Raw genomic sequence first — 24,290 nt, 5'->3', positions numbered from 1 at the left:
AATAAAGTAAACATCTAGTTTCAATTCAAGTAGATCAAGATAGATTAAAGCGTAGAAAATGAGGCACGGATGCGCGAGACCGACCACGAAATTATTCAACTCTTCAAACAACATGTTCATCCTTTGTCTTCCAAACTGACTGAAATGTTAAATGAACATTTTTCACATCAAACTGAACGCAGAGGTTGCGGTTACACGCAAGCCACACGTGTCTTGGCGGAATACATCAATACCAGCCGACTCGCACAAGACTTTGCCGATTTAAAGCTATTTGACCAATATGAAACCAAAGTGCTGAAAAACCTAATCGAACAATCTCATTTTAAGATTTCCGATTGGCACAATCTGGACCAAAATGCGGCTGCACAGCACTTACCCGAGGCTACCCCCGAAGAATTTAAAACAGAGGTTCAGTATCATGTGCGACTCCAAGCGCAATTACGCAAGATTGCCGCTCAGGCGCAACTCGAAGAAAGCCAGCTGCTGTGTGGGCTAATAGCAGATATTATTCTTCCCAAAACGGCGACCGAAAGCAGTTTAGTCGAATTAAAAGCATTAGCGGAGAAGCCGAAAGTGGGCTCCTGCCCAATGGCTGAAAACTTCTTCCTAAAGATTGCCCATGGTCGCATGTTGAGACAAGGTGAAATTAATATTTTTGTCGATGAACAGCAGCAACCGGTTTTACTGGAAAAACTCAATATGGGAGATAATCACTCTTGTATTAGCCTGAAACCTGTCTTAATGAATGGTGTGTGCTTACCCGCAGGTTCATTATTTTCTGTAGCTTATAATCGGGACCGCATCCTTGATAAAACACCAAATCAAAAATTCAAGGGTTTTGTTCTGCCTTATTCCGCGATTAATGGTTTTTGGTTTTTAAGACTCACCACTTTAGCCATATCGCCGCAAAACCGTGCCCGCGCCTTTAGCACACACTATGCACAACAAGTTGAAAATGGGCTATTTAGTCCAGGTACCACCCAACTGCAACAATTACGCGATATTGCCCTTATGCAAATTCAAGGTTAGTCTCATGTTACAGGTCTGCTACTCCCCGCATTATTATGCTCGCACGCATACCAACAGTATGGAAAAATTAACAGCTGTAGCGGAAGCACTGAAGCCTTTGGGTATTGCAGAATTTCATATCCCCAACACGCAACCTATCGAACTGTTTAAGCAATTACACGCGCCTGAATATGTAGATGCCTTTCACAGCGGGTTTCCCGAAAAAATGGCAACTTTTCAGGGGTTTAAACCATGGAATAGCCAATTAAGAGATGCGGTGTACCAGATTAATTCTGGACAAGTCCTTGCAGCGGAGTTGGCTTGGCAGCATCAAATTTCAGCCAATATTGCGCAAGGTTTTCATCATGCAGTGCATGAATTTGGCAGCTCATATTGCACCTTCAATGGTTTAGCCTTACTGGCAGAGAAATTTCCCAATAAACGCATTTTTGTTTTGGACTGCGACCAACACGGTGGTAACGGTACGGCTGAATTTACCAAACGCTATGACAACCTGTTTAATTTTAGTATCTATGGTCTAGCTTTTGGTTGCCCAACGTATGAACGTTCCGAAACCCGTCATGTACACAAGCATAATGGCAATTTTAGTCAATATATTCTGGCCATACACGAGGCATTTACAAAAGCACAAGAATGGCAGGCCGATTTAATGGTTTATCAGGCCGGAATGGACTGTCACCAAGATGATCCCTGTGGCTCCTCATGGTTTACAACCGAGTTGATACAAAAACGTGATGCAATGGTATTCCGACTCGCACACACTCATCACATTCCCTTAATGTTTGTTTTGGCTGGGGGATACCAAGCCTTAAATGCGCTGGTACCGCTGCATGTCAGTACCTTTCAAGCGGCTTATCAAATCTATTACGCAAAAGACTGAGATTTTAGACAAAAAAATGCCAATGTCAGAGACATTGGCATTTCAATAACTTTGATTTGATTAAGAAAAATCAAGACCTTTTTCAAAACCTTTCAATTCATAACGCGCCATTGCCAAGTTTGATTTAGAACGGTCTAACACCAAGTACAAGAATAATGTTTCATTGGTATCTAATGGGCGGATCAAGTGATATTGCTTACCTAATGTAATTAGCATATCTTCAATATTATCATTAAGTTGTAAAGCTTTTGCCACTTTGCGTTTAGAGCGAATCACTTCTGTGTTCCCTGCCGCAGCAAGTTCCAAATCTACACCAGTCCCCTGAGTTGCCAAAGCAAGACCACTGTCACTGTCTACCAGTGCTGCTGCGACAAAACCATCTAAACTTGTTAAAGCTTCTAGACTAATACGTGCCATTCTTTCTTTCCTCTTGATATGGGAATTACCCCGTTAAAATTATTGCAAGTGCAGATTTTTTATAGACCAAGCTTTTTGCGTAATTTTCCAATAAAGCTACGTAATTTATGACCTTGGCCAGATTCTAATTGTTTTGTATCTCCCTGAAACTTCACTTCATTTTGATCTACAAAACGCCCCATTTGCAGTAAAACAGCACAAGATACAAAATTCAATATCCGATCATGACTTAAATCTAAGAACTGTTTTACATCGCTTATTTTTGCACCATGCGAGAAACAAACTGCCATTTTTAGGTATTCTTTACGCTTCAAATCACGCTCAAATTGCGGCCAAATCTCTAGTTTAAAATTTTGCTTGAGCTCTACATTAGGCAATTCCAAAGCAGTTGATTGATTCAACACTTTCCATAACCAAGCTCTTAAATCGTGTACTTCTTTGTTCTGAGTGACTTCTTGAACAAATTGAGCTGTGGCATAGGTCTGATTCAGGGTTGCATTAAATTGAATCATTTTACCCGCTTCCACCCAAACGCGTTCAGTACGGGTATCAATTAAAGCCAGAAAACCCTGTGTATCATATAATTGAATAAAACCATTACGGGGCGTAAAAATTTCAGTCATCACCCGCTCAAGCGGAACTTCGGCTTGCGGCATATAAGATGATGACACAACCGCTTTTCTCGGCTCTATTGATGGCATGGCAAAAGTCATTGGATTCTCAGGTATCAATTTATCAGACAACCATTCATGCAAATGCTCTAAATCTGTAAAAGGATAAAACAGTTGGTCTCCAATAATACGCCCTGCATGTTCAACTTTTTTGACCAGTCGTAAATAAGCAATCCGTTGATTATTTAAAACCTTTTGAATACCTGGTGCATTAAAGAACACATCATTCACCAGTAATAAATCTATTTTATTTTCAGCCAAATTGACCCATTTTACCTGAATTGAAGAAGGTAAAGCCAATAACACCTGAGTTTTAATCTGATCTAATGTACTTAGATTTAATCCGAATACTGCAATATTTAAGATGTTGTTCATTCCCAATTAACCATAATTTTAAGATTTAAAAAAACATCCATGCATTACTGCTGATCCCATATCTGGGTACATCAATCACCAGATTCAAATAGATGACAGAGTGAAATCCAATTCTACCAATGTTTCACTTAATTTCTGAAAGTGATAACGCATTTGTCCAATCAACAAATCCTTATCCGTCACCGCAATTAACACCATTGGAAACTGAGGATGATTTACGGCAGATAGAAACACTTTTCCATTTTCAGCATCTAAAGTAATTGCTTGGCAACCGACTAACTTAATTTCAGAAATAAATGCCCCAACCATCGCCATAATGGAACTGCTCACTGCTGCAATTTTGCCATGATTATCCAAATTCTTTTTCGATGCTGTAGCCAATTCAAAGCCATCAGAAGAACACAACATGACAAATGTAATTCCACTAATTTCATGTAGAAAATTTTGCAATTGCAGTTGGCTCTGATCTTTGAGGGTTTGAGGTATTTCGCGTAAAACCGACATCTATATTCTCTCTTTAATTTGTCGCAAGCGTTTGACATTCAAGCAATGCAATTAAACTCTCAATTAAAAGTAAAACATCATCTTTTTCGCGTGCATCCACAGCAAACACAGGATATTTTTTTTGATGAATCTGCATCCAGTCTCGATATACCTTGAGCTTTAAATCATCAGCCTCATCAATATGAGTAATCCCGATCACGATATTCGAGCCGTAATTTTCAAAGGCACTTAAATAGAATTCAAGATCTAACAATCGTTCTGCACGACTATGATCAATTAATACCACAATGCCGATTGCACCTTTACAGACAATCGACCACATGAAATCAAATCGATCTTGTCCTGGAGTGCCATACAAACCAATTAAGGTGCCATCATCTAAACCGATTTCGCCATAATCAATGCCGACAGTCGTTAATAGCTTAGAATGTGCTTCAACATCGGTATTAACAGCTTCAGTACTAATAACATTTACGTCAGAAATCGCCTTAATTGCAGCCGATTTTCCCGCCCCCATCGTCCCACCAAAAACAATTTTGTACTGCTGCAAAATCATGAACCAGCCCAATCATTAAAATGTGATTTATCTCACATTATATAGGAAATAATTTGCTTAAAACATCATAAATATAAACTTTCTTAAATTTTTTGTTACATATTTCCATAATTTTTATAGGGTTTTAGATACACTTATTGAAGATAATTCCATCAAAAACTACTGTAAAAATCTATTTTTTATAATAATTATTTATTAAGCACTTTATTCCATAAATTTTAGCTTGGATTGACATTTTTGCTCACCCCCTAAAATCGGTATTCTTGTATTAACAAGTCAACTATTAATTAGAAATTTTAAAAACTGAAAAATATTATTCATTTATTCTTAATTATGACTCAACCTACTTAAAACCTACTTTTTTTGATAGGCATTTAATCAATGTCATTGTTGAACTGTATTTTAATTATCATGGAATACGTTATATTTCCCGATTTTTAGTACTCAAGCCTGATTTGCATTTCCATATAATTTTTTTACCCACAATTACATATACTTAACATTTTTAGCTCATTAATTCGTCATTTTTACTTTATATTTTGTCTATCCCAATGCGGATATAACAACGAAAAGGAAATATCTTATGAATAAATTACTTGTTGCTTTAGGTCTTGCTGCTGCTGTGACTTTAGTTGGATGTAGTAAAGAAAAAGCGCCTGAAACAGGGGCTACCACTGGTGAACATTTAGAAAATGCGGCTGAACAAGCTGGGCATGATATGCAAAATGCGGCGAGCGAAGCTGCTGCGCAAACTGAAGCTGCGGCAGATCATGCAGCTAACCAAATTGATGCGGCTGCGGATGAAGCTGCTGCCAAAACAGAAGCTGCAGCAAATGATGTCAAAGATGCTGCTAAAGATGCAACAGCTCACGTTGCGGGTGCCGTTGAACAAGGTGCAGGTGATGTGAAAGAAAAAGCACAGCAATAATTTTTACTCTAAAAACACCCTTCCTGTAAGGGTGTTTTTTTATGGCGGATTAAAATATGCGCCGAATGTTGTACCAAGCACTTCTTTGGACTTAAGCGACCATTACCTTTTGGATTCTATTTTGAGAATAAATAGTGAATATTATTTGCTTATTTAATTGAGCTTCGGCAGAGTGAAATAAACTTAAGGAGCTTTGTCATGTCTTTATTAGAATTACTAGAAATTAAACATCCTATATTTTTAGCACCTATGGCAGGGGTATCGACACCGGCTTTGGCAGCTGAAGTCTCTAATCAAGGTGGTTTCGGTTCACTGGGATTAGGTGCAAGTCAGATTGATGCCGCTCGCACACAAATTCAAGCCACCCAAGCATTAACCGACCGCCCTTTCCAAGTGAATTTTTTCTGTCACCAAACACAGACCTTGGATCCTAACATTACCCAGCAATGGTTAAACTATCTCGCCCCACAATTTGCGCGTTTTAACACCCCAGTGCCGCAACAATTACAATGCATCTATCCAAGTTTTTTAGACAATGACGACTTTCTAAATCTTGTGCTTGAAACGCGCCCCAAAGCTGTGAGTTTTCATTTCGGCATTCCGCATGCCCATCAAATTGATGCACTCAAAAATGCGGGCATTCTCACGATGGTATCCGCGACCAATCTGCCTGAAGCCTTGGCAATTGAGGCGGCTGGAATTGATATGATTATTGCCCAAGGCATTGAAGCGGGTGGCCATCGAGGTATATTTAATCAAAGCATTGATAGTGCAATTAAAACCTCAGATTTAGTGCGCTTATTAAGCCAACACTGCCACATTCCAATTATTGCCGCGGGTGGCATCATGACTGGGCAGCAAGCGCATATGCTCATGCAGCTAGGGGCAAAAGCCGTTCAACTGGGGACTGCTTTTGTGCAGTGTAAAAGCTCTAGTGCGAATGCTGTCTATCGTAAAGCCCTGTTTGATGCACCAATTACACAAATTACCGACAGCATTTCAGGTCGCCCTGCGCGTGGCTTGGTCAATACATGGCATAAAGAAATTGATCAACCGAATCGCCCCGCAGTCCCAGCTTATCCTTACACTTATGACTTAGCCAAACAATTATATGCAGCAGCCTGTCAACAAGGTGATCATGGTTACGGCGCTTTCTGGGCAGGAACCAATGTAGCGCAGATTCGTGAACTGGAAGCTGCGGATCTGATTAATCAACTGGTCCTAGAAATGAGTCAGGCTCAATAATACTCAGCCCAGTAACAATAAGCCCAGCAATTGCCGGGCTTGTGTCGTTTAATGCGGAAGACATCAGGCTTTAAACATCGAGTAAATTGACTGGTTCATCTTGTACATCATGCATCGTGTGCCCCTCACCTAGCAGTAAGTTGAAATAATTTTCAACCACTTGGGCCTGTTCTCGTGTACTTTCCACTTTGTACATGTTCTGACGGAACTCATTACTTGCACGTAAGCCTTTGGTGTACCAAGCAATATGTTTACGAGCAATTCGACAGCCTGAATACTCTCCATAAAATTGATAGAGCTCAGTTAAATGTTCCAAAAGCACTTCTTTGACTTCAGCAATTTGTGGCGCAGCCAAATGTTGTCCCGTTTGTAAATAATGTGCAATTTCCCTAAAAATCCAAGGACGGCCCTGTGCAGCACGACCAATCATAATCGCATCCGCACCCGTATAGTCCAATACATATTTGGCTTTTTCTGAACTATCAATATCTCCATTCGCAATCACAGGAATCTTCAGGAGCTGCTTAACTTCTTTAATTAAGCCGTACCGTGCTGTATTTAAATACATGTCCTCACGAGTACGGCCATGCAGTGCCAAAGCCGCGATACCCGCCTGTTCAGCTCTCTGCGCCACACGTAAAATGTTCTCATGCCCATTGAGAAAACCTAAGCGCGTTTTGAGTGTAACAGGTACATCTACTGCGGCCACCACTTCATCTAAAATTCGTGCGACTAAATCTTCATCTTGTAATAGTGCCGACCCTGCCAATTTATTACAGACCTTTTTAGCAGGACACCCCATGTTGATATCAACAATCTGCGCACCATTGGCAACTTGATAACGTGCCGCCTCTGCCAACTCTTTGGGATCTGAGCCCGCGATTTGTGCTGAGATAGGTGCCAATTCCCCATCAAAATTTGCCCGGTACAAACTTTTCTTACTCATGCGTAAGGTTTTGTCTGCTGTCATCATTTCACTGACCGCATGCCCAGCACCAAAGTATTTACAGAGGGTACGGAACGGCCGATCGGTCACTCCAGCCATAGGAGCGACAATTAAATTATTTGACAGTTGATAGGGACCAATATACATATATATTCATAACTTTTAATCACTGACATAGTATACTGCATCTGCACTATTTGCTCATCCCTTACCTATTGCCCCCGAGACTATGAGAAAAACTGCTTTTTCGACATCCCTTACCCAATCTCTCAAACCGTTAAGCATCTTAGCACTCTCACTCAGTCTAATTGCTTGTGGTGATCATTCTTGGTGGAAAGATGATGAGCCAACATTAGATGCTGATCAAATCAAGCGCGTAATACCTACTCGCGTAAATGATCGTAGTTCTTGGGCGAAGGATATTTTCGACATTACCGAACAACTCGGTATTCCACAAACCAAAGAAAATGTTTGCAGTATTGTGGCTGTCGTCGATCAGGAATCGAATTTTGTCGCTGATCCGAAAGTGCCAGGCTTAGGTGAAAAAGCAGTCAAGGAAGTTCAAGATCGCCTCACTGAAAAATTCACAGATAAACTTGGTGAAACGCTTGGCGGCACAGTTTCAGGCTATTTTGAGGAAGTGCTGAAAACTCAACCCAGCCCAGAAGACAACTATTTAAGTCAAATGCGTCGCGTTCAAACCGAACGTCAACTGGATGAGCTTTATCGTGAAATCTTCGACTATATGTCTCAACACTATCATGTCAGTGCATTAACAGGTGCTGCCAAACTGGTAGGACAAGATGTTGGGGAAAAAATGAACCCGATTACCACCTTAGGTTCTATGCAAGTGCATATCGGCTATGCCAAGGCACATAAGCGTCAAGGTGGGAGCATTGCCGAGTTGCGTACAGACTTATACAGCCAATACGGCGGACTGTATTATGGTATCCATCGTTTAATGATGTATCCAACCAATTATGATAAAGCCATTTATCGTTTTGCAGATTATAACTCTGGTATGTATTCGAGCCGTAATGCCGCATTTCAAAGCATGTTGAATGATTTAACTGAAGCTGAACTGAGCTTAGATGGTGATTTACTGCTGTATAATAAAGATGGGTCAATTCGTTCGAGCAAAAGTGAATCAGAGCGTGAATTAATTAATGTTTTTGCGAAAAACAATATTCTGGTTACCCCACGTCAAATTCGTAGCGATTTGAAGAAAGAAAAAGAGAAAGATTTTGAAGACACGGCAACCTATCGTGCCGTGACCAAACTCTATGAAGAAAAAACAGGCAAAAAAGCCTTTTATGCCACTATGCCACAAGTGGTTATTTCAGGACCTAAATTAAGCCGAGACTATAATACCAACTGGTTTGCAAGCCGCGTGAACGGACGTTATGAAACATGTATGCAACGGGCGAAACGTATAAAAATTTAGCACTCTTCGACTTTGACGGTACGCTCTGCAAAAAAGACAGCTTTACTGGCTTCATCTTTTATGCACTGTCTAAAAGACATATCGTGAAACAAGGCTTGAAACTGCTCCCTTGGATTCAAGCCTACTACTTCAATATTTACCCCGCGCATGCCATGCGGCCGAAGTTGTTTAACGCCATGTTTAAGGATGCGGACTATGTTGAAATTCAGCAGATGGCTGAAGCGTATGCGCAGCTACTCATGCACGAGCTTGATGCAAAGTTTATAACTCAACTACGTCAACATAAAAGCTTAGGCCATGATGTGGTCTTGGTTTCAGCCTCAGTCGATTTATATTTAAAACCCTTGTGTCAATTATTAGACATCAATTTAATTTGCACTGAAACCGAAGTTCGGGATGGACGCTTAACGGGATGCTATCAAAGCGCGGATTGTAGCCGTCTGCAAAAAAAAATCCGCATAAGTGCACACTACAATATTGCTGAATATTCCAGTATTTATGCTTATGGCAATAGTGAAGAAGATTTGGAAATGTTTAGCCTTGCACAATACACCTATATGGTGGGACGGGACCAAAGCTTACCCCCGCTTGAGTCACAGTTAAAAATGGCTTAATCGCTGAAGCCACTTGTATTGCCCAATAAAAAAAGCCAACTCAATGTTGGCTTTTTTATACAGCAGAAAACAATTATGCTTCTGGTGCTGGGCTGTACTGTTCAACTAAAGGCTTTAACTCACCTTTTTGGAACATGTCGAGCATAATATCACTACCGCCAATCAACTCGCCATTGATCCACAATTGTGGGAATGTTGGCCAGTTTGCAATACGAGGTAATGTTGCACGAATATCTGGATTTTCTAGAATATTAACGTAAGCAAACGGACGACCAATTTGACTGAGTGCTTCTACCGCACGTGCAGAAAAACCACATTGTGGAAATTGTGGAGTGCCTTTCATATAAAGAAGAACTGCGTGTTTAGCAATTTGGTCACGAATTAACGCTTCTGTATCGCGTGTTTGTTCAGTCATTGATGAATCCTCAACTAATCTGCTTTGCATTATACCCAAAACACAACAAAACAGTATGGTTAAAGCAATAATTCCAGTTTTATTTACATTCAGACTTTAATTCTAGATGAGATTTTGCTTATATAGGGTTTGTTTTTCAATTCTCTCCTGAATTGTCAAATCAATCCACTATCATCTCCCTACATTCGGTAAGTCGATGCTAGTGAAGTCAATTTTTTCTTTTCAAATACGAGTTAGTTATGAATACCTTTACTCAAGCCCCTATACAAACTGATCAACCATCACATTTGATGCCTGTATTTGGCCGTCAGCCGATCAGCTTTGTCCGAGGCCGAGGAACGTATTTGTACACTGCAGATGGCACCGAATATTTAGATGCCTTAACCGGGATTGCTGTGTGTGGTTTGGGACACTCTCACCCTGAAATTACCCAAGCCATTGCGGAACAGGCCGGCACGCTAATTCACACCAGTAATTTGTTTGAAGTGCCTTGGCAAACGGCTGCTGCACAAAAACTCGCACAAGTTGCAGGTATGGAAGAAGTATTCTTCTCTAACAGCGGTGCAGAGTCGAATGAGGGTGCGATTAAAATTGCGCGTAAATTTGCACATTTGCAAGGTATTAGCACACCTAAAATTATTGTGGCTGACCATTCTTTCCATGGTCGTACCCTCGCGACCCTTTCAGCGACAGGCAATAAAAAAGTCCAAGAAGGCTTTGAACCTTTGGTTGAAGGCTTTATTCGTGTCCCATTTGGTGATGTTGAGGCAATTGAAGAAGCTGCAATCCAACATCCCGATATCGTGGCAATTTTAGTTGAACCAATTCAAGGTGAAGGTGGCGTCAATACAGCACCACAAGGCTTTAGCTATTTAGAAGATATCCGTCGTATCTGTAACCAGCATAACTGGTTGATGATGCTCGATGAAGTCCAAACGGGGAATGGACGTACAGGCCAATTCTTTGCCTATCAACACACCAATATTGTGCCTGATGTCTTAACGACAGCAAAAGGCTTAGGGAATGGCTTCCCGATTGGTGCTGTCATGACTCAAGGTCGTGCTGTCGGTGTACTGACTGCGGGGAACCATGGTTCAACTTATAGCGGTACAGCGTTAGGTTCGCGTGTGGTCTATACCGTGATTGATGTCATCCAGAAAGAAAATCTGGTAGAAAATGCTGCGAAGATGGGCAGTTATATTGTGCAGCAACTCGCTCAACAACTCTCTGAGCAAAAGGTAGCAGTTCGTGGCTTTGGTTTAATGATTGGTATTGATTTACCAAAACCTTGTGCAGAGTTGGTGCATATTGCACGTGATGAGCATCAACTGATTATTAATGTGACTGCGGGTTCAGTTGTGCGTTTATTACCACCGCTGAATATCACCCAAGAACAGGCCGATCAGTTGATTCAACGTTTAGTCACCATGATCCGCGCTTATCTTGCATAAGCACACAGTAAGGTGAGATTTATAATTTTGCCTCACAAAAAAAGCCGCGTATAGCGGCTTTTTTATTTCAGCTTTTTATGAAGCTTCTTGATATATTCTGCCACCTGGTAATTGGCTAAAATATTGTTTCAATGCATCTAAACAGCGGTGAATTTTCATTGGCTGTTGTTCACGCTTAGACGTAATTGCATAGAGGTAGAAACTAGGTAGTTTCCATTCAGGTAATACCTCTACCAATGCCCCATTGACTAAATCTTTTTGAACATCAAGATATAAAATTCGAGAAATTCCATGTCCTTGTAGACACAAAGATTTGGCAACCAACACATTATTGGTGGTTAAACGCGAGCTCATTTCAATGCTAACGGTTTCTCCAGAAATACCATGCTGAAAAGCAAAACTTTCATAGTTTTTCATTAAGTTAACGGGAATCAGATCATGATTCTTTAAATCATCAGGACGTGAAATTGGTGCTGTCTGATTTAAATAACTTGGTGAAGCAACTAGCACTTGTTCAACGCGGGCCAGTGGAACCGCATGTAAACTCTGGTCTTCAATTTTCGGACTCATGCGTAACGCAATATCAATTCGACCTTGAATCAAATCAATATAATGATTATCCGCTTCCAAATGAACAGCTAAACCTCGATGGGCCGACATCCAATGTGATAATGCAGGAATAACGTGATTGGCACCAAGTTCCGGAGTGGTTGCAATACGCAACTCCCCGACTAGGTCATCGCGCAATTCGTTAATACGAATTTTCCCGCGTTCTGCAGCAGCTAGCATCTCTTGGCAGCTATGAAAAAAAGCTTGTCCAGCTTCAGTCAAACTCAATTTCCGTGTCGAACGATGCAGAAGGATCACTTCCATCTCTTGTTCTAAAGAACGAATCTGCTGGCTTACAGCACTAGTAGTAATTCCTAACTCTCGTGCGGCTCCGCTAAATGAACTTTTTTCCACAACACAAGCAAACACTCCCATTGCTCGAAGTTGATCTAACATAAATTTCCCTCTAAACTTATGAGATGCTCCTACCTTTCGATAAAAGCAACTCATTGGATTATACGGTGAAATCTAAAAGTTGTAATGTTCTTAATTCAATTTATTGGTAAAACATTAGTCGGATTGATTGGTTTGCCATTTAGGCGTACTTGAAACTCAAGCATGGTGCGGGTTGTACCCGATGAGCCCATTTCTGCAATTTTTTGACCGGCTGTTACATTATCACCGCTTTTCACAATCATCTTGCTATTGTGTGCATAGGCGGTAATGTAACCATCAATATGCTTGATTAAAATCAAATTACCATATTCTTTTAAGCCATCCGCAGCATAAACCACTTGACCATTTGCAGCAGCATAGATTGGATCACCTACATTACCGCCATAACGAAGACCTTTGACATTATTGCTTAAGTTAAAGTTTTCAATCACTGCGCCATTAGAAGGTTTAACCCAACGTAATGATGTTGCTTGCGTTGGTGCAACCGTTGTAGCAGCACTGCTCGATACAGGCGGTGCAACAGGCGGGTTGGTTGGCAAGGTAATGGACTGACGCTGAATAGGTGCCGTTTGTGTAACTGCTTGAGTGGTTGCGGTACGGCGGTTACCCGAGCCTTTTAACTTAATCGATTGTCCTACATAAATTCGATATGGCGGAGCAATATCGTTCATGTCTGCAATACTGATGTAACTTAATCCATAACGAGCCGCAATTCCGCTCAAGGTATCCCCTGAACGGACAGTATAATAGTCAGGTGCCGCAGCGTAGCGGGTCGGATTATTAATCTGAGGTTTAGATGCACATCCACTTAAAATTACAGTGCTGACAATAGCTGTTGAGATGACTAGGGTTTTCAACAATGCTGTTGGCGTAGCAAAGATCCGATTTTGCGACATCGCAGGCATTTATCTTCCTCTCTATATATCTTTATTGATTTTCATGCGCGTAAGAGTAGCAAAAATATTTTGAAAAAATCCGCATTCACGGACTTTTTCACAAAGTTACAACATTTACAAGGCTTTTAGCGGTACTGTTCATACAAACTGTGCAAAATTTCATAATTGGTCGCATCCATCTGGATGGGAGTAATACTGACAAATCCGTTGGCCACTGCGAAAAAGTCGGATTCTATACCCATCAAGCCTTGTTTAGGCTCTGCAACGGCTTCCCCCGATAATCCTATCCAATAGACTTGACGCCCGCGCGGATCCACATGACTGGTAATTGGTTTGGATTGATGACGACGGCCTTGATAGGTAATTTTCTGTCCCTGCAATTCTGTAACATCAGGAATATTAATATTAAGAATATGCCGTGGCGGTAATTCAGGTAACCCAGCCTGAATAAAATCATGCACCCATTGTGCCGCTACCGCATAATCTTCGGGTTGCTCATAACTGCGCACATTGCTTCCAGCCAACGAGACGGCTATAGCCGGTTGTTTCATAAGTCGCCCTTCAAATGCTGCCCCCACCGTACCTGAATACAGAACGTCGTCCCCTAAGTTTGCACCGCTGTTAATGCCGCTCACAACCAGATCAAATTCAAAATCAAACAAGCCATTCATCGACAAATAGACACAATCCGCTGGCGTGCCATTTACGGCCCAGACATCAGGTGCAATCGCAATTGGTCTTAAGGGACGATCCAAAGTCAAGGCACTGGAAAACCCACTGCGCTCACTCTCAGGTGCCACAATAACCACACGACCTAAAGGTTTTAACGCATGCGCCAAAGCTTGAATCCCTGGTGCAAAAACACCATCATCATTTGCAATCAGAATATTCACTGTAATCTACTTAAATCTATATTAGTCTGAAAAATCTTACACACCCCTTTATTTATCTGACTCTTTAATCTATTTTAGTCGGTATTGGTTCGCACTAATCTGTCAAAAAAACGGGTACTGTGGCGGGTGACTTATTTAATTGAACGGGTAACTTAATGCTCTCAGATACCAAAATAAAATCTTTAAAACCAAAAGATAAAATGTACAGAGTGCTTGATGCTGAAAGGTTATACATTGAAGTCAGACCTTCTGGCAAGAAAATATGGCGATTCAAATACACTTTGAACAGCAAAGAAGGGACTATAAGTTTCGGTGAATACCCCATTGTTTCACTTGCTGAAGCTCGCAAAAAGAAAGATGAATCCAAGGCGCTCCTAAAGGATGATGTCAATCCAGTTGAGGAAAAGAAGAAAAAGAAAATTGAAGCCATTACAGCCACGACAAATACATTTAAAGCTGTGGCTGAAGAATATGCTTTAGAGCAAATGAAATATAAAAGCGAGGAATATATAGAGCAGTTCAAGCGATCAATGCGAAAGGACATCTATAAGGTTATCGGTCACAAGCCAGTAAAGGATGTCAATTCTTCCGATGTTCTGACTATCATGAAAGACACAATGGCTCGAGTTAAAAAACTAAGCCATTACGGAACAGGTGAAGCCGCAGCGAATCAGAACCGTAGATTTATCAGCTTGGTGATGAAATATGCCATCGTTACTCTTAGAGCTGATAATGACCCTACATATGCTGTAAGAAGTGCCATAGAATCACCAGAGATTGAGCATGCACGCCCATTAGAGAAAGATGAACGCATCAAGCTTAGAACAAGATTAGAGCTATATGGAGGCACAGCAACGGTAAGAAACGCTTGCCTTGCTATGATGTATTCCATGTTACGAGCATCTGAGATTAGACGCATGCAATGGTTATTCGTTGACTTTACTGAAAAAGTTATTGAGTTCCCAAAGGCCTCAAGACGTAGAATGCAGGAACGAAGTAATAAAAAGAACCATATTCATTTGGTCCCTATGTCTGATCAGCTGTGTGCATTACTTAAAGAGCAATATGAAATATCTCAAAACGATACCTATGTTTTTGCTGCGCCATTTAAAAATAATGAAATGCTAGCGAGAACAACACTTAATAGAGCATTGGTTTTCATTGGTTTGCCTGAAGTAACCACACACGATTTTCGAGCAACCGCTTCTACCCTTTTAAATGAAAAAGGATACAAGCCTGACTGGATAAATAAGCAATTGGCTCATGTTGAAGAAAATAAGACAAGGGCTACATACAACCATGCACGCTGGCTTGAGGATCGAAGAAAGATGCTTCAAGATTGGGCTGATATTGTGGATAGTTGGAAAAAATAAGAATGAAAGACTAGCTCTACTTCTACATTGAACACACAATCAAATATGGTGAGCCATTCTATAAAGAGGCTGGCTGGTCGCTGGGTTTAAACAAAAACTATGCAGTTATGAGCTAAAAGTGAAGCTGATGATTGGCCATGTTATGATAGGCGAACAAGGCACGCACAATTACTATGAGCATATTCCGCAGCAAACTTAAGCTTATGCCAAGCGGATAGAAAATTAAAATCACTTACTAGAAGTAAATTCATCCGAATCTTCTATAGTTGCTAACACGTAAGACACATATCATCTAAAATTAATTTTTTTGCATGCTCATAAAAACTAAAAATAAAAGCCATCCAAAACTTATAAATCTTGCTGACTTAGAGTAGCCTTCACGTAAAGTAAACCATGCAAAAAAATACGGCATCAGAAAGATTCCAATAGCTAAAAGAATCGAAACCCTTCGCTCTAATCTTGGTATAAACGGTAGTGGTGGAGGAATTTGCCCTTTTACTGGAGGCATATTCATTTGCATGCTTGAACGGACAGGTTCACATCTAACAGTTTCCTTCTTTACCTGCTTAGGGCTAAAGCTGCTATACGAAAGCCCAGTACCAGGCATTCCCACAGTTGTTCTTGTTCCCTTTTTGCCAAGGTTTACACGCATGCCCTTACCGCCTAGCGAAACACTAGAAACACCCTTTTTCGTAATATTTAAGCGTACACCTGGTACTATCTTTATACTTTTTCGAAAATTAAAACCCATTATTCCTCCTTTCCAGATTAATAGACTTAATTACCAATTGAAGGTAGACAACCAATAATTTTTTAAGAAAAGAAGTAACCTATTTGTGTTTCTTACATACAAAATTTGCTAGATCGCTCTTGCTTGAACCAGGAACTAAATCGAACCATTTTGTCGGGTTGACCTTGATTGCTTTCACAGAGACATCACTACCACCTATTTCACGCATTTTCATAGTAGAGCAGTTAGTTTCTGTCTTAGTGTAATAAGTATCGTAAACACCTATACGCTTATGAATTGCAGTAACAACATTGTCACTACGTTTAGAATCAATTAGATAATATTTACCTTTATCTCCTGCCACACTACGCGGTATAAGTGTTTCAGCATATGCTACGTGACCAATCCCCATTAAAGTTAAGCTCAAGATTAGTATTTTTTTCACATCATCACCCTAAATTTTTTATGATAAATTTCTAATAAACAATACATTAAATATACTACAATTAAATTTTTATAAAAGCCGTTATCAAATCAAACAGAAATTATGAAATTTTTACTTCTTTTAGTTTTGGGGCTAACTACTTTCCAAGTTTATGCAAAAAAATGCGCTGACTTTAGCACTCAGAAACAAGCACAGAATTGGTATGAACAACGCAAAAAATCAGGACAAACTGGTTGGAAAAAACTAGACCGAGACGGCGATGGTCAGGCATGTGATTGCCTGCCGGGTGGAAATGGTAAGAAGTGCCCGAAGAAGAAAAGATAAAGCACCTCACGCTGCTCTATTTTATAAAAAAGCGTATCTGTTTGTTTAAACACCACTTTCATAATACTCTTTCTACCAATGATCTTTGTCATACTCTTTTAATTTTAGTTTCTTAAATCTACAACTATCTAAATTTTAGGAGAATATATTGGATATCCAATTTGACCGCTTAAGTAACATGAGCATTGTCGATATTATTGAATTGAATACGAATGATCGAGTCCTCAAACAAATGCCTTTAGCTAATGGCACTATTTTTGATGAGGAGAAATGTATTGCATGGGTAAATGAAAAAGAAAAACAATGGACCGAGTATGGTTATGGTCCTTGGGCATTTACTATTGGTGGAAAATTTGCAGGTTGGGGAGGATTACAATATGAAGATGGAGATGCTGATTTAGCATTAGTACTACATCCTCAATACTGGGGAGTTGGTAAGCAAGTTTTTAATGAAATTATAAAAAGAGCTTTTAACGAAATGGGGCTTGAATCAATAACTATTTTACTACCGCCCACAAGGAAAAAACTTAAGGCCATCTATTCATTAGGATTTAAATTGGATGGTGAAGTTACTCTAAGTAATGAACGTTTTATAAGATACCGTCTACATAAATCAGCAGCTGATTTAACATGATTATCTTTATCTAACGTAATTCACTAATTATAGGACTCTGCCAATTTTAAAAGTTATCTTGTGCTATTTTTTAATCACTATGAAAGCATTACAAGATAAAAGATATGAATATTCACCAATCACTAAAAACTTAATTTCGCACAGACTTTTTAATATTCTGTTTAGAAAACAGGATAAAGCTGATACATTAAAAATTAAATTATAAAAAAGAGATGTCACGAGTGATGAAAATTAAATATCCTATTTTACAATTTACAATAAGCTGCTTATGTTTAGGTTCGACATATACGATCGCTTCCCCCATCCTTCTAAATAACAATAAATATCAAGTATCTGATATTACGAGCAATAATCCTGGCGCAATATTATCGATACAAGAAGAAGGTACAGATCTATTTACAAATGCTTCACAGCGATTCTTGATCACTTACCATAGCCGTGGAGTTCAGTCTGAACAAATTGTAGCTTCAGGATATCTTTTGCTACCTAAAGGTAAGGCGCCTAAAGAAGGTTGGCCTATTCTCGCTTGGGCTCATGGTACAACTGGTATAGCAGATACTTGCGCTCCATCTGGAGATTATGTAGGTGGACCAGTCCATGTCTATCAGCAGATTACTGCTAAAGCACTAAACGCCTGGCTTGCTCGTGGATATGCTGTTATCGCACCTGATTATCAAGGTTTAGGCACCCCAGGTGGACATCCATATATGAATGCTGAAAGTCAGTTGCATACTGTTGTTGATGCTGTCAGAGCAACCCACCATATAAAACCTTATAAATTTAGTAAAAATTGGTATGTCATGGGTCATAGCCAAGGAGGTGCTGCATCTTTAAAAGTAGCAGCAGATGGTCAAAAAGACGCACCTGAGTTTAATCTTCAGGGAGCGATTGCACTCGCGCCAGGTGGCTACCAATACGAGGGAATTGCAGAATATGTTGCAAGTAATTCACAAATTACAACAGATGTTGCTGCTTTTTTTCCAATTGTTCTTCTTGGTGCAGAAGCAGCAGATCCTAACCTAGCTCCAGAAAATCTGGTTAGCCCTGAAATGAGACAAATCCTTAATCATGCACGCAGTCGTTGTTTGTCCGAATTACAATCGGACCTAAAGGTTGCACCTAATACAATATTTAAATCTAATGTAAATTTGGTGCCTTTGACAAATTATTTAAGAAAACAGTCTATTGAGAATATGACACCTACTGTGCCTGTATTAATTGTACAAGGTGAAAAAGATCAACTTGTAGATTATCGTGGCACTTATGCCTATTACCAACAAATATGCACGAAGCAAAAGCCCATAGCATTTCATCCCATTAAAAATGGTGATCACCGTGATTCTCTGAGACAGAGTGAATTTCTGATTGGAAACTTTATCGATTCAGTTGATGAAGGGAAATTTATAAATACTTGTAGTGCAAAATAATACTACTGACTCAGAAGTTTAAATGTAAGAAATACTTATATGAAGACCAAGAAATTAAATAATTCGATTTTTTAATATAGACGCGGAGATAAATAAAAATGATGCCAGAAAGTCTACTATCATTAACAGGTAAAACCGCTCTTGTAACAGGCGGTGCAGCTGGTATAGGCAAAGCTAGCGCTCTGATTCTTTCGCAATCCGGTGCTAACGTGATGATTGCTGATTTAAATTTAGAAGCAGCTGAGAATACAGCCAAAGAGATCAATAAACTCACTAAAGGTAACATAAAATGTGTTGCCTGTAATATTCTGCAAGATGATCAACTGGTTAACGCAGTAAATAAAACTATCGAAACCTTTGGTCAAATTCATATCTTAGTGAACAATGCTGGCGGCGGCGGCGGTGGCCGTGAATCTCCTGATCAGATTACTGTAGATACAATCGAACGTGATTTTCAGCTCAACGTCTTTGCCGCTTGGAGATTATGCCAGCTTGTGGCACCACATATGAATAAAGCTGGTTATGGTTCAATCGTAAACATCAGCTCTATGAGTTCTATCAACAAAAGTCCAGCTATGAGTGGATATGCATCATCAAAAGCTGCTTTAAACCATATGGTATCGAATCTTGCACACGATTTCGGACCTCATATCCGTATTAATGCTGTAGGACCAGGGGCAATCCGTACAGCTGCATTAGAAACCGTTCTGACGCCTGAAATTGAGAAGCGAATGCTTTCTCATACTCCATTGTGCCGATTAGGTGAACCAGAAGATATCGCTAGAGCTGTGTTATTCTTTGCTGCACCTATTTCATCTTGGATTTCTGGACAAACATTGTTTGTAAATGGTGGTGGTGTACAAACACTGGATTAAAGAGTGCTATCTAAAATCCCTATAAATCAAATACACTTTGCAATCTGATACTAGAATTCACAGCAAGTCTTAAATAAATCTATTTACTTGTAACATATGGCTATTACAAGAAGCCACAAAAAGCCCAGATCTAGTGTCTGGGCTTTGTATAAATACCTGAGAAGTCATTAGGGAATCACAGTATTATATTTTTGGGTCTACGGAATAAGTCTTTTTAATTCCATCAATAATTAGAAAAACCGACCTAAGTATTAAAAGCTCTTTCGATATCCCATCCTCGATTAATTCTTGTTTGCAATCGGCAATACGGCATATTGAAATATCTTGCCCATTCAGCCATTGTTTTAGTTTCATTTTTGTATGTGAGCATTCTGTTTCTACGTACAATCTTAGCCTCAGTTGTAGTCTCTACTAGTTTGATATTGCTGGGCTCGTAGTTACCATTACAATCAATTCTGTCAATTGTCTGATTTATTGACCATCCTAATGACTCAACATCCGATATAAACGCATTGGGACTATCCAACCACTCTTCACAAACCTTAATCCCTTTCGCCCCAACATCCTCAAATGCCCAATGGCTTGATCTGTAACATCTGGCTTTCATGTCATACCAAGTATCATATAAAGGGTGGCTTGAAGTGCCATTACAATCTCCCCACCTAGAGTCATATCTCGCTTTTCGCTTTTCAGCAATATGGATTGGTGATGAACAATATTTTTTTTGTCCAGAGACTATTGGTTTAGAGCTATGCTCAAAAACAACACCACAATCACATTTAATCCTCCATATTGCATATTGGTAACGAGACTTAACTTTATGGTTTTTTACAAACTCAATAAATGTGAGTGAATTGAATTTCATGCCTGTGTAATCTTTAGCATTTGGCACACTAATCACCATTTTATTGATTTATTGAGAATAATGTATATCAAAGTCAGCCCAAGCAATATAACTTTTTCTAATGATCTATTGCTATTTAAATCACCACCCGATTTAAAACCCATCCATAGAAGTACTTCTCTTGAGATGGATTGCGTTCCGCAATTTCAATGTAGCGATTGCCTTGCATGATATTAAGCACTCGCAATAAGGCGGTCTCACCATCTTTGCCACGCTTGGCCAAAAAGGTTTTCAAAGCTGATAAAGTTGCTGGACCATACACGCCATCTACCGCTAAATCTGGCCAACCTTCCTTGGCCTGGTTATTTAGCAAATTGAGTGCACGTTGTAAAAGTGGTTTAGTAAAGGCAACACCACAGTTCACACCTGTATCCAGCAACTCTTCAGCTACTTTTGAGTTGATAGTATTTATCTGGTCGAAGCGAGGTGAAGTCCAGTATTGTTTTTTATAAATAGCCTTGGCCACATCAACTGGTAAATCTCTCATGTGGCCCTTGTAGCCATTTACTCGTGCAACTGCTTCAGTAATACCATATTTGGTCGCACCACCACGGTCAGTCGGATCATTCACATAACCACCTTCACGCTGGATCAACTCATTTAAAAACTGTTCAATGTTCATTCCATTTTCCTCTAGGCAATAAAAAGCCGCCCTAAGGCGGCGTTGGTTGAATTGATGTTACTTCGTCAGATTGTCTTTGGATTTCTTCAGCTCTTTCATGACTTCTATAATGGTTTTCCCCTCTTGCTTATCGATGTAATTGAAAATCCAGCGAACGACCGCCCAACCAGGTAATCCGCATACAAAGAAGAAGCCACCAAGAGTAATCATCCCCCAAATGTCAGCGACCCATGAATGCAGGGCAAATTTAACAATGATGAATGATCCGCCAGCTAGGCTGGATACCACTGTGCATATTAAACCTACGGCCCACTCTTGCGGTGAGCGTGGCATACGCGTCATCAAGACGACTGCAGCAACTAATGCAACCGCCAAAGTCACCATAATTGCTGCACCATAAAACTTTAAAAGTGCACTTAAACCAAAACTACTTGTAGAGACAGGCTCCATATATTTCCCCAAATTTTTGACATAAAAAAACCGCTTAACGCGGCACTCACTTCTTTTCACTTAAACTTCAATATTCATGACTTCACCAGTTGGTGCACCCCTTACGATCAATTGTCCCCGAACAAACACTCGACTGCCCAATTGAAATACCGTCGCTGCAGTACAGGCCACCAATCCTGATCCATCAATAACAAGAACTTTGTAGTTGGGATGCTCAGCAGTCTGGACCGTACCCACAAACTCAGACTCTTTCGGAATAAGATCCAGTAAACGCTTATATGCATTACTCATGATTAACTCGCTCCACTGTAACGGTTTGAGTGACTTTACTATATGTAAAAGAGTAACTGACCGAGTCTACAATCCCCCACCACTCCGCATTGAATGTCAGGATATCTGCAGGTTTGCACTGACCAACCTCTGGAGTTAAAGGCATGTTAAAAGTATGTGTTTCTACCATTCCAGCTTTGGCCAATGCTGACTTACCATAACTCCCCATCACTGATGCAGAGGTAAACAGGTTATTATTCACTGTTTCTACCAGTACATCACCACTGGTGCCAGTGCGCTTTACTAGTCCTGTAGTGCCTGTCTTATCATTCGTAAGGCTAATACCGTTATAGTCTGGATAAAGTTCATAATCAGTCGATTGTTCCGTGATGAATGACTCAGGCAACAAAATGTCGTAATCATCTAGACTCATCGAGTCCCAGAAGGTTTTCTTATATAGTGGCTTGATCGTAATCGCCTGACTATGCGCTTCGCTATATACAAAACCCCCTGCAGCTGCAGCAATTTCCTGAATGGCTTTGATTGGTGTTAAGCCCGAATAACTGAAACTTTCAGTCGGAACAATCCAACCTAATGTATCTATCAATTGCCAATTCAAACCAATATCAGGATAAGCAGATCGATCAATCTCTGCCTGTACCAGTTGCACCGACGTACGCTCATTCTCTTGAAGGAATGCCCGAGGCGGCGAAGATGGTGAATCCAGCAAAGCCGATGGACTACGACCGGTTAAGGTATATGTTTCTTGAGCAAACTGCCGCGATCGGGTGCGGCTCTCCAGTAGCATCAGATGCTCAAAGCCATTGACCACAATTTTTAAGATGACCGGTTGCCCTGCAACTGGATCAAATTTTGACAATTCTGAGGCAGGAACTACTAAGGTATATGACCAGCACCAACTTTGCCGATCAGTACGGTAGTTTCCGCTCAATACATTAATGTTTTGCCCATTATCTAAGCGCGTTACGCTGATTTCATTCACGATGTACCACCATGGTTTTGCAGCTAATGCGGGTATGCAGTCATCTACGCCAAAATTCAAAATGACATTGTGCGGATCAACATCAATACACAAGCAATTAAAATCGAGATCACTAATCCCTAGATATTGTGGAACTTGAGGTTTTGGCCACGGTTGAACTGTGTGTTTACGATAGTGGATAGGTTTTGCGTTATCCCATTTGATTGAGTCGAATGTCGTCAGCTCAAGCCCTTTGTCCCATTCAAAGCTGTAGTGTTTCTCAAACTGCCTTGCTACATCATAACTAAACGTGATCTGCTTACGTCTGCGGATCATTTCTTGATAGTGGATCGTGGCCTGAATGCGTAATTTTGCCGACTCATCCCAATCAAGTAATGTTGAAGCCCTGATTCTTTGATTGTCTTGCCAAATCACCGAGCTGTTTTGTAGCAAAGATTTACTTTGCTGAAAGACTTGCTGAATGCTTTGGCTAATTACCAAGCTGTTATCAAATCTGGCAGATGCCGCATTCGAGAGTGTTAAACCCTGCTCAAAAATAAAGGCGCTGTTATGCGCCTTCAAGAAGGGTTTTGCCCAAGATGACTCAGTAGCTGTTAGTCTTGTTGCTACCTGCTGATGGCCAAACCGATAGGATGTATTCACGCCAAGAATGAAGTTGATATCAAACAAGCCATCTATTTGACTTACAAAACTAGTATCGATCACGGCATGAATGACCGCAATATTGTCCGCGTAAATTGCCTGAATATTCGCTGTGAATACAGTATTAACCACAGCATCGATACGGTTAATGCCTGTGTATGTCGCCTGAATATCCGCAACAAAATTGGCTCGAATAGCTACATTGATCTTTGCAAAAATCTCTCCAGATTTACCACCGAAGTTTAAATCCGTGCTACCAGTGGCCAGATCCTTAAAATTTAAAACAACGTTATCACCAGATGGTGGGATGTAATCTGCCACA

Annotated in this window: 28 protein-coding genes; 12 read left to right on the top strand and 16 right to left on the bottom strand. The window is 40.2% G+C overall.

Translation table 11 applies throughout. The annotated features are described in order from the left end of the window. The first annotated feature begins 69 nt into the window (after nucleotides 1–69). Both AC6CHI_RS02645 and AC6CHI_RS02640 read left to right on the top strand, forming a co-directional pair. Nucleotides 70–1,029, top strand: coding sequence for a hypothetical protein (locus AC6CHI_RS02645; RefSeq protein ID WP_498119315.1), 960 nt, complete (start codon nucleotides 70–72; stop codon nucleotides 1,027–1,029). A 4-nt stretch (nucleotides 1,030–1,033) separates the two neighbouring features. Next, nucleotides 1,034–1,909 (top strand): arginase family protein, encoded by an 876-nt coding sequence (locus AC6CHI_RS02640; RefSeq protein ID WP_498119314.1) that lies wholly within the window; start codon nucleotides 1,034–1,036, stop codon nucleotides 1,907–1,909. Between the two features lie 60 nt (nucleotides 1,910–1,969). Here AC6CHI_RS02640 and AC6CHI_RS02635 read toward each other — a convergent pair whose 3' ends face one another. The 4 genes from AC6CHI_RS02635 to AC6CHI_RS02620 all read right to left on the bottom strand — a co-directional run bounded on the left by AC6CHI_RS02635 (nucleotide 1,970) and on the right by AC6CHI_RS02620 (nucleotide 4,432). Continuing rightward, nucleotides 1,970–2,326, bottom strand: a complete 357-nt coding sequence (locus AC6CHI_RS02635) for a roadblock/LC7 domain-containing protein (RefSeq protein ID WP_498119313.1) — start codon at nucleotides 2,324–2,326, stop codon at nucleotides 1,970–1,972. 59 nt (nucleotides 2,327–2,385) lie between these two features. After that, nucleotides 2,386–3,372: a hypothetical protein gene (locus AC6CHI_RS02630; protein ID WP_498119312.1), complete on the bottom strand. Its 987-nt coding sequence runs from the start codon at nucleotides 3,370–3,372 to the stop codon at nucleotides 2,386–2,388. Nucleotides 3,373–3,456: 84 nt separating this feature from the next. Continuing rightward, entirely contained in the window at nucleotides 3,457–3,876 is a 420-nt protein-coding gene (locus AC6CHI_RS02625) for a roadblock/LC7 domain-containing protein (protein WP_498119311.1), read from the bottom strand. Nucleotides 3,877–3,889: 13 nt separating this feature from the next. After that, nucleotides 3,890–4,432, bottom strand: coding sequence for a GTP-binding protein (locus tag AC6CHI_RS02620; protein ID WP_498119310.1), 543 nt, complete (start codon nucleotides 4,430–4,432; stop codon nucleotides 3,890–3,892). Between the two features lie 583 nt (nucleotides 4,433–5,015). Between AC6CHI_RS02620 and AC6CHI_RS02615 the strand changes: the two genes are divergently transcribed. Continuing rightward, entirely contained in the window at nucleotides 5,016–5,360 is a 345-nt protein-coding gene (locus AC6CHI_RS02615) for a hypothetical protein (RefSeq protein WP_498119309.1), read from the top strand. Nucleotides 5,361–5,558: 198 nt separating this feature from the next. Beyond that, on the top strand, nucleotides 5,559–6,605 hold the full coding sequence (locus tag AC6CHI_RS02610; RefSeq protein WP_498119308.1) for an NAD(P)H-dependent flavin oxidoreductase: 1,047 nt from the start codon (nucleotides 5,559–5,561) through the stop codon (nucleotides 6,603–6,605). A gap of 70 nt (nucleotides 6,606–6,675) precedes the next feature. Here the strand turns inward: AC6CHI_RS02610 and dusB are convergent, their stop codons facing one another. Then, nucleotides 6,676–7,698, bottom strand: coding sequence for a tRNA dihydrouridine synthase DusB (gene dusB, locus AC6CHI_RS02605; RefSeq protein ID WP_498119307.1), 1,023 nt, complete (start codon nucleotides 7,696–7,698; stop codon nucleotides 6,676–6,678). An 82-nt stretch (nucleotides 7,699–7,780) separates the two neighbouring features. On the opposite strand from dusB, the gene AC6CHI_RS02600 reads away from it, so the two are divergent. Together AC6CHI_RS02600 and AC6CHI_RS02595 are read left to right on the top strand one after the other, a co-directional pair. Then, the gene (locus AC6CHI_RS02600; RefSeq protein ID WP_498119306.1) at nucleotides 7,781–8,995 is read left to right on the top strand and encodes a DUF1615 domain-containing protein; all 1,215 of its coding nucleotides are present in this window, start codon (nucleotides 7,781–7,783) and stop codon (nucleotides 8,993–8,995) included. After that, complete coding sequence (locus tag AC6CHI_RS02595) at nucleotides 8,962–9,609, top strand: HAD family hydrolase (protein WP_498119305.1); 648 nt, start codon at nucleotides 8,962–8,964, stop codon at nucleotides 9,607–9,609. Before AC6CHI_RS02600 ends, AC6CHI_RS02595 begins: the two co-directional genes overlap by 34 nt. 73 nt (nucleotides 9,610–9,682) lie before the next feature. Here the strand turns inward: AC6CHI_RS02595 and grxD are convergent, their stop codons facing one another. Next, entirely contained in the window at nucleotides 9,683–10,024 is a 342-nt protein-coding gene (gene grxD, locus AC6CHI_RS02590) for a Grx4 family monothiol glutaredoxin (RefSeq protein WP_016166729.1), read from the bottom strand. A 239-nt stretch (nucleotides 10,025–10,263) separates the two neighbouring features. Here grxD and AC6CHI_RS02585 point away from each other — a divergent pair, with 239 nt between their 5' ends. Beyond that, complete coding sequence (locus AC6CHI_RS02585; protein ID WP_458890669.1) at nucleotides 10,264–11,475, top strand: aspartate aminotransferase family protein; 1,212 nt, start codon at nucleotides 10,264–10,266, stop codon at nucleotides 11,473–11,475. Between the two features lie 75 nt (nucleotides 11,476–11,550). Here AC6CHI_RS02585 and AC6CHI_RS02580 read toward each other — a convergent pair whose 3' ends face one another. From AC6CHI_RS02580 to surE, 3 genes are all read right to left on the bottom strand, one after another. Next, complete coding sequence (locus AC6CHI_RS02580; RefSeq protein WP_498119304.1) at nucleotides 11,551–12,480, bottom strand: LysR family transcriptional regulator; 930 nt, start codon at nucleotides 12,478–12,480, stop codon at nucleotides 11,551–11,553. A gap of 95 nt (nucleotides 12,481–12,575) precedes the next feature. Further along, on the bottom strand, nucleotides 12,576–13,385 hold the full coding sequence (locus AC6CHI_RS02575; RefSeq protein ID WP_498119303.1) for a peptidoglycan DD-metalloendopeptidase family protein: 810 nt from the start codon (nucleotides 13,383–13,385) through the stop codon (nucleotides 12,576–12,578). A gap of 116 nt (nucleotides 13,386–13,501) precedes the next feature. After that, a complete protein-coding gene (surE, locus tag AC6CHI_RS02570) occupies nucleotides 13,502–14,269 on the bottom strand; it encodes a 5'/3'-nucleotidase SurE (protein WP_498119302.1) in 768 nt (255 codons plus the stop codon). Nucleotides 14,270–14,424: 155 nt separating this feature from the next. On the opposite strand from surE, the gene AC6CHI_RS02565 reads away from it, so the two are divergent. Next, complete coding sequence (locus AC6CHI_RS02565; protein WP_498119301.1) at nucleotides 14,425–15,642, top strand: tyrosine-type recombinase/integrase; 1,218 nt, start codon at nucleotides 14,425–14,427, stop codon at nucleotides 15,640–15,642. Nucleotides 15,643–15,940: 298 nt separating this feature from the next. Here AC6CHI_RS02565 and AC6CHI_RS02560 read toward each other — a convergent pair whose 3' ends face one another. Together AC6CHI_RS02560 and AC6CHI_RS02555 are read right to left on the bottom strand one after the other, a co-directional pair. After that, the gene (locus AC6CHI_RS02560; protein ID WP_498119300.1) at nucleotides 15,941–16,393 is read right to left on the bottom strand and encodes a DUF4236 domain-containing protein; all 453 of its coding nucleotides are present in this window, start codon (nucleotides 16,391–16,393) and stop codon (nucleotides 15,941–15,943) included. Nucleotides 16,394–16,472: 79 nt separating this feature from the next. Then, nucleotides 16,473–16,817: a hypothetical protein gene (locus tag AC6CHI_RS02555; protein WP_498119299.1), complete on the bottom strand. Its 345-nt coding sequence runs from the start codon at nucleotides 16,815–16,817 to the stop codon at nucleotides 16,473–16,475. A 102-nt stretch (nucleotides 16,818–16,919) separates the two neighbouring features. Between AC6CHI_RS02555 and AC6CHI_RS02550 the strand changes: the two genes are divergently transcribed. The 4 genes from AC6CHI_RS02550 to AC6CHI_RS02535 all read left to right on the top strand — a co-directional run bounded on the left by AC6CHI_RS02550 (nucleotide 16,920) and on the right by AC6CHI_RS02535 (nucleotide 20,077). Further along, complete coding sequence (locus tag AC6CHI_RS02550) at nucleotides 16,920–17,141, top strand: excalibur calcium-binding domain-containing protein (protein ID WP_498119298.1); 222 nt, start codon at nucleotides 16,920–16,922, stop codon at nucleotides 17,139–17,141. Between the two features lie 148 nt (nucleotides 17,142–17,289). Then, the gene (locus AC6CHI_RS02545) at nucleotides 17,290–17,775 is read left to right on the top strand and encodes a GNAT family N-acetyltransferase (protein WP_498119297.1); all 486 of its coding nucleotides are present in this window, start codon (nucleotides 17,290–17,292) and stop codon (nucleotides 17,773–17,775) included. 212 nt (nucleotides 17,776–17,987) lie between these two features. Continuing rightward, nucleotides 17,988–19,202 carry an alpha/beta hydrolase family protein gene (locus AC6CHI_RS02540; protein WP_498119296.1) on the top strand — a complete coding sequence of 405 codons (1,215 nt, stop codon included), beginning with the start codon at nucleotides 17,988–17,990 and terminating at the stop codon, nucleotides 19,200–19,202. A gap of 101 nt (nucleotides 19,203–19,303) precedes the next feature. Then, nucleotides 19,304–20,077 carry a glucose 1-dehydrogenase gene (locus AC6CHI_RS02535; RefSeq protein WP_498119410.1) on the top strand — a complete coding sequence of 258 codons (774 nt, stop codon included), beginning with the start codon at nucleotides 19,304–19,306 and terminating at the stop codon, nucleotides 20,075–20,077. Between the two features lie 244 nt (nucleotides 20,078–20,321). Here AC6CHI_RS02535 and AC6CHI_RS02530 read toward each other — a convergent pair whose 3' ends face one another. The 5 genes from AC6CHI_RS02530 to AC6CHI_RS02510 all read right to left on the bottom strand — a co-directional run bounded on the left by AC6CHI_RS02530 (nucleotide 20,322) and on the right by AC6CHI_RS02510 (nucleotide 24,289). Beyond that, entirely contained in the window at nucleotides 20,322–20,969 is a 648-nt protein-coding gene (locus AC6CHI_RS02530; protein ID WP_498119295.1) for a hypothetical protein, read from the bottom strand. 88 nt (nucleotides 20,970–21,057) lie between these two features. Further along, entirely contained in the window at nucleotides 21,058–21,603 is a 546-nt protein-coding gene (locus AC6CHI_RS02525; RefSeq protein ID WP_498119294.1) for a glycoside hydrolase family 108 protein, read from the bottom strand. A 57-nt stretch (nucleotides 21,604–21,660) separates the two neighbouring features. Then, entirely contained in the window at nucleotides 21,661–22,053 is a 393-nt protein-coding gene (locus AC6CHI_RS02520) for a hypothetical protein (RefSeq protein ID WP_498119293.1), read from the bottom strand. Nucleotides 22,054–22,113: 60 nt separating this feature from the next. Continuing rightward, nucleotides 22,114–22,344 (bottom strand): hypothetical protein, encoded by a 231-nt coding sequence (locus tag AC6CHI_RS02515; protein WP_498119292.1) that lies wholly within the window; start codon nucleotides 22,342–22,344, stop codon nucleotides 22,114–22,116. Next, nucleotides 22,337–24,289 carry a hypothetical protein gene (locus tag AC6CHI_RS02510; RefSeq protein WP_498119291.1) on the bottom strand — a complete coding sequence of 651 codons (1,953 nt, stop codon included), beginning with the start codon at nucleotides 24,287–24,289 and terminating at the stop codon, nucleotides 22,337–22,339. Before AC6CHI_RS02510 ends, AC6CHI_RS02515 begins: the two co-directional genes overlap by 8 nt. Nucleotide 24,290: the final 1 nt, after the last annotated feature.

It is taken from the genome of Acinetobacter sp. GQ146 (assembly GCF_059758585.1).
The sequence above is the reverse complement of the archived record's forward strand: the minus strand, read 5'-3'. Positions and strand labels throughout refer to the sequence as shown.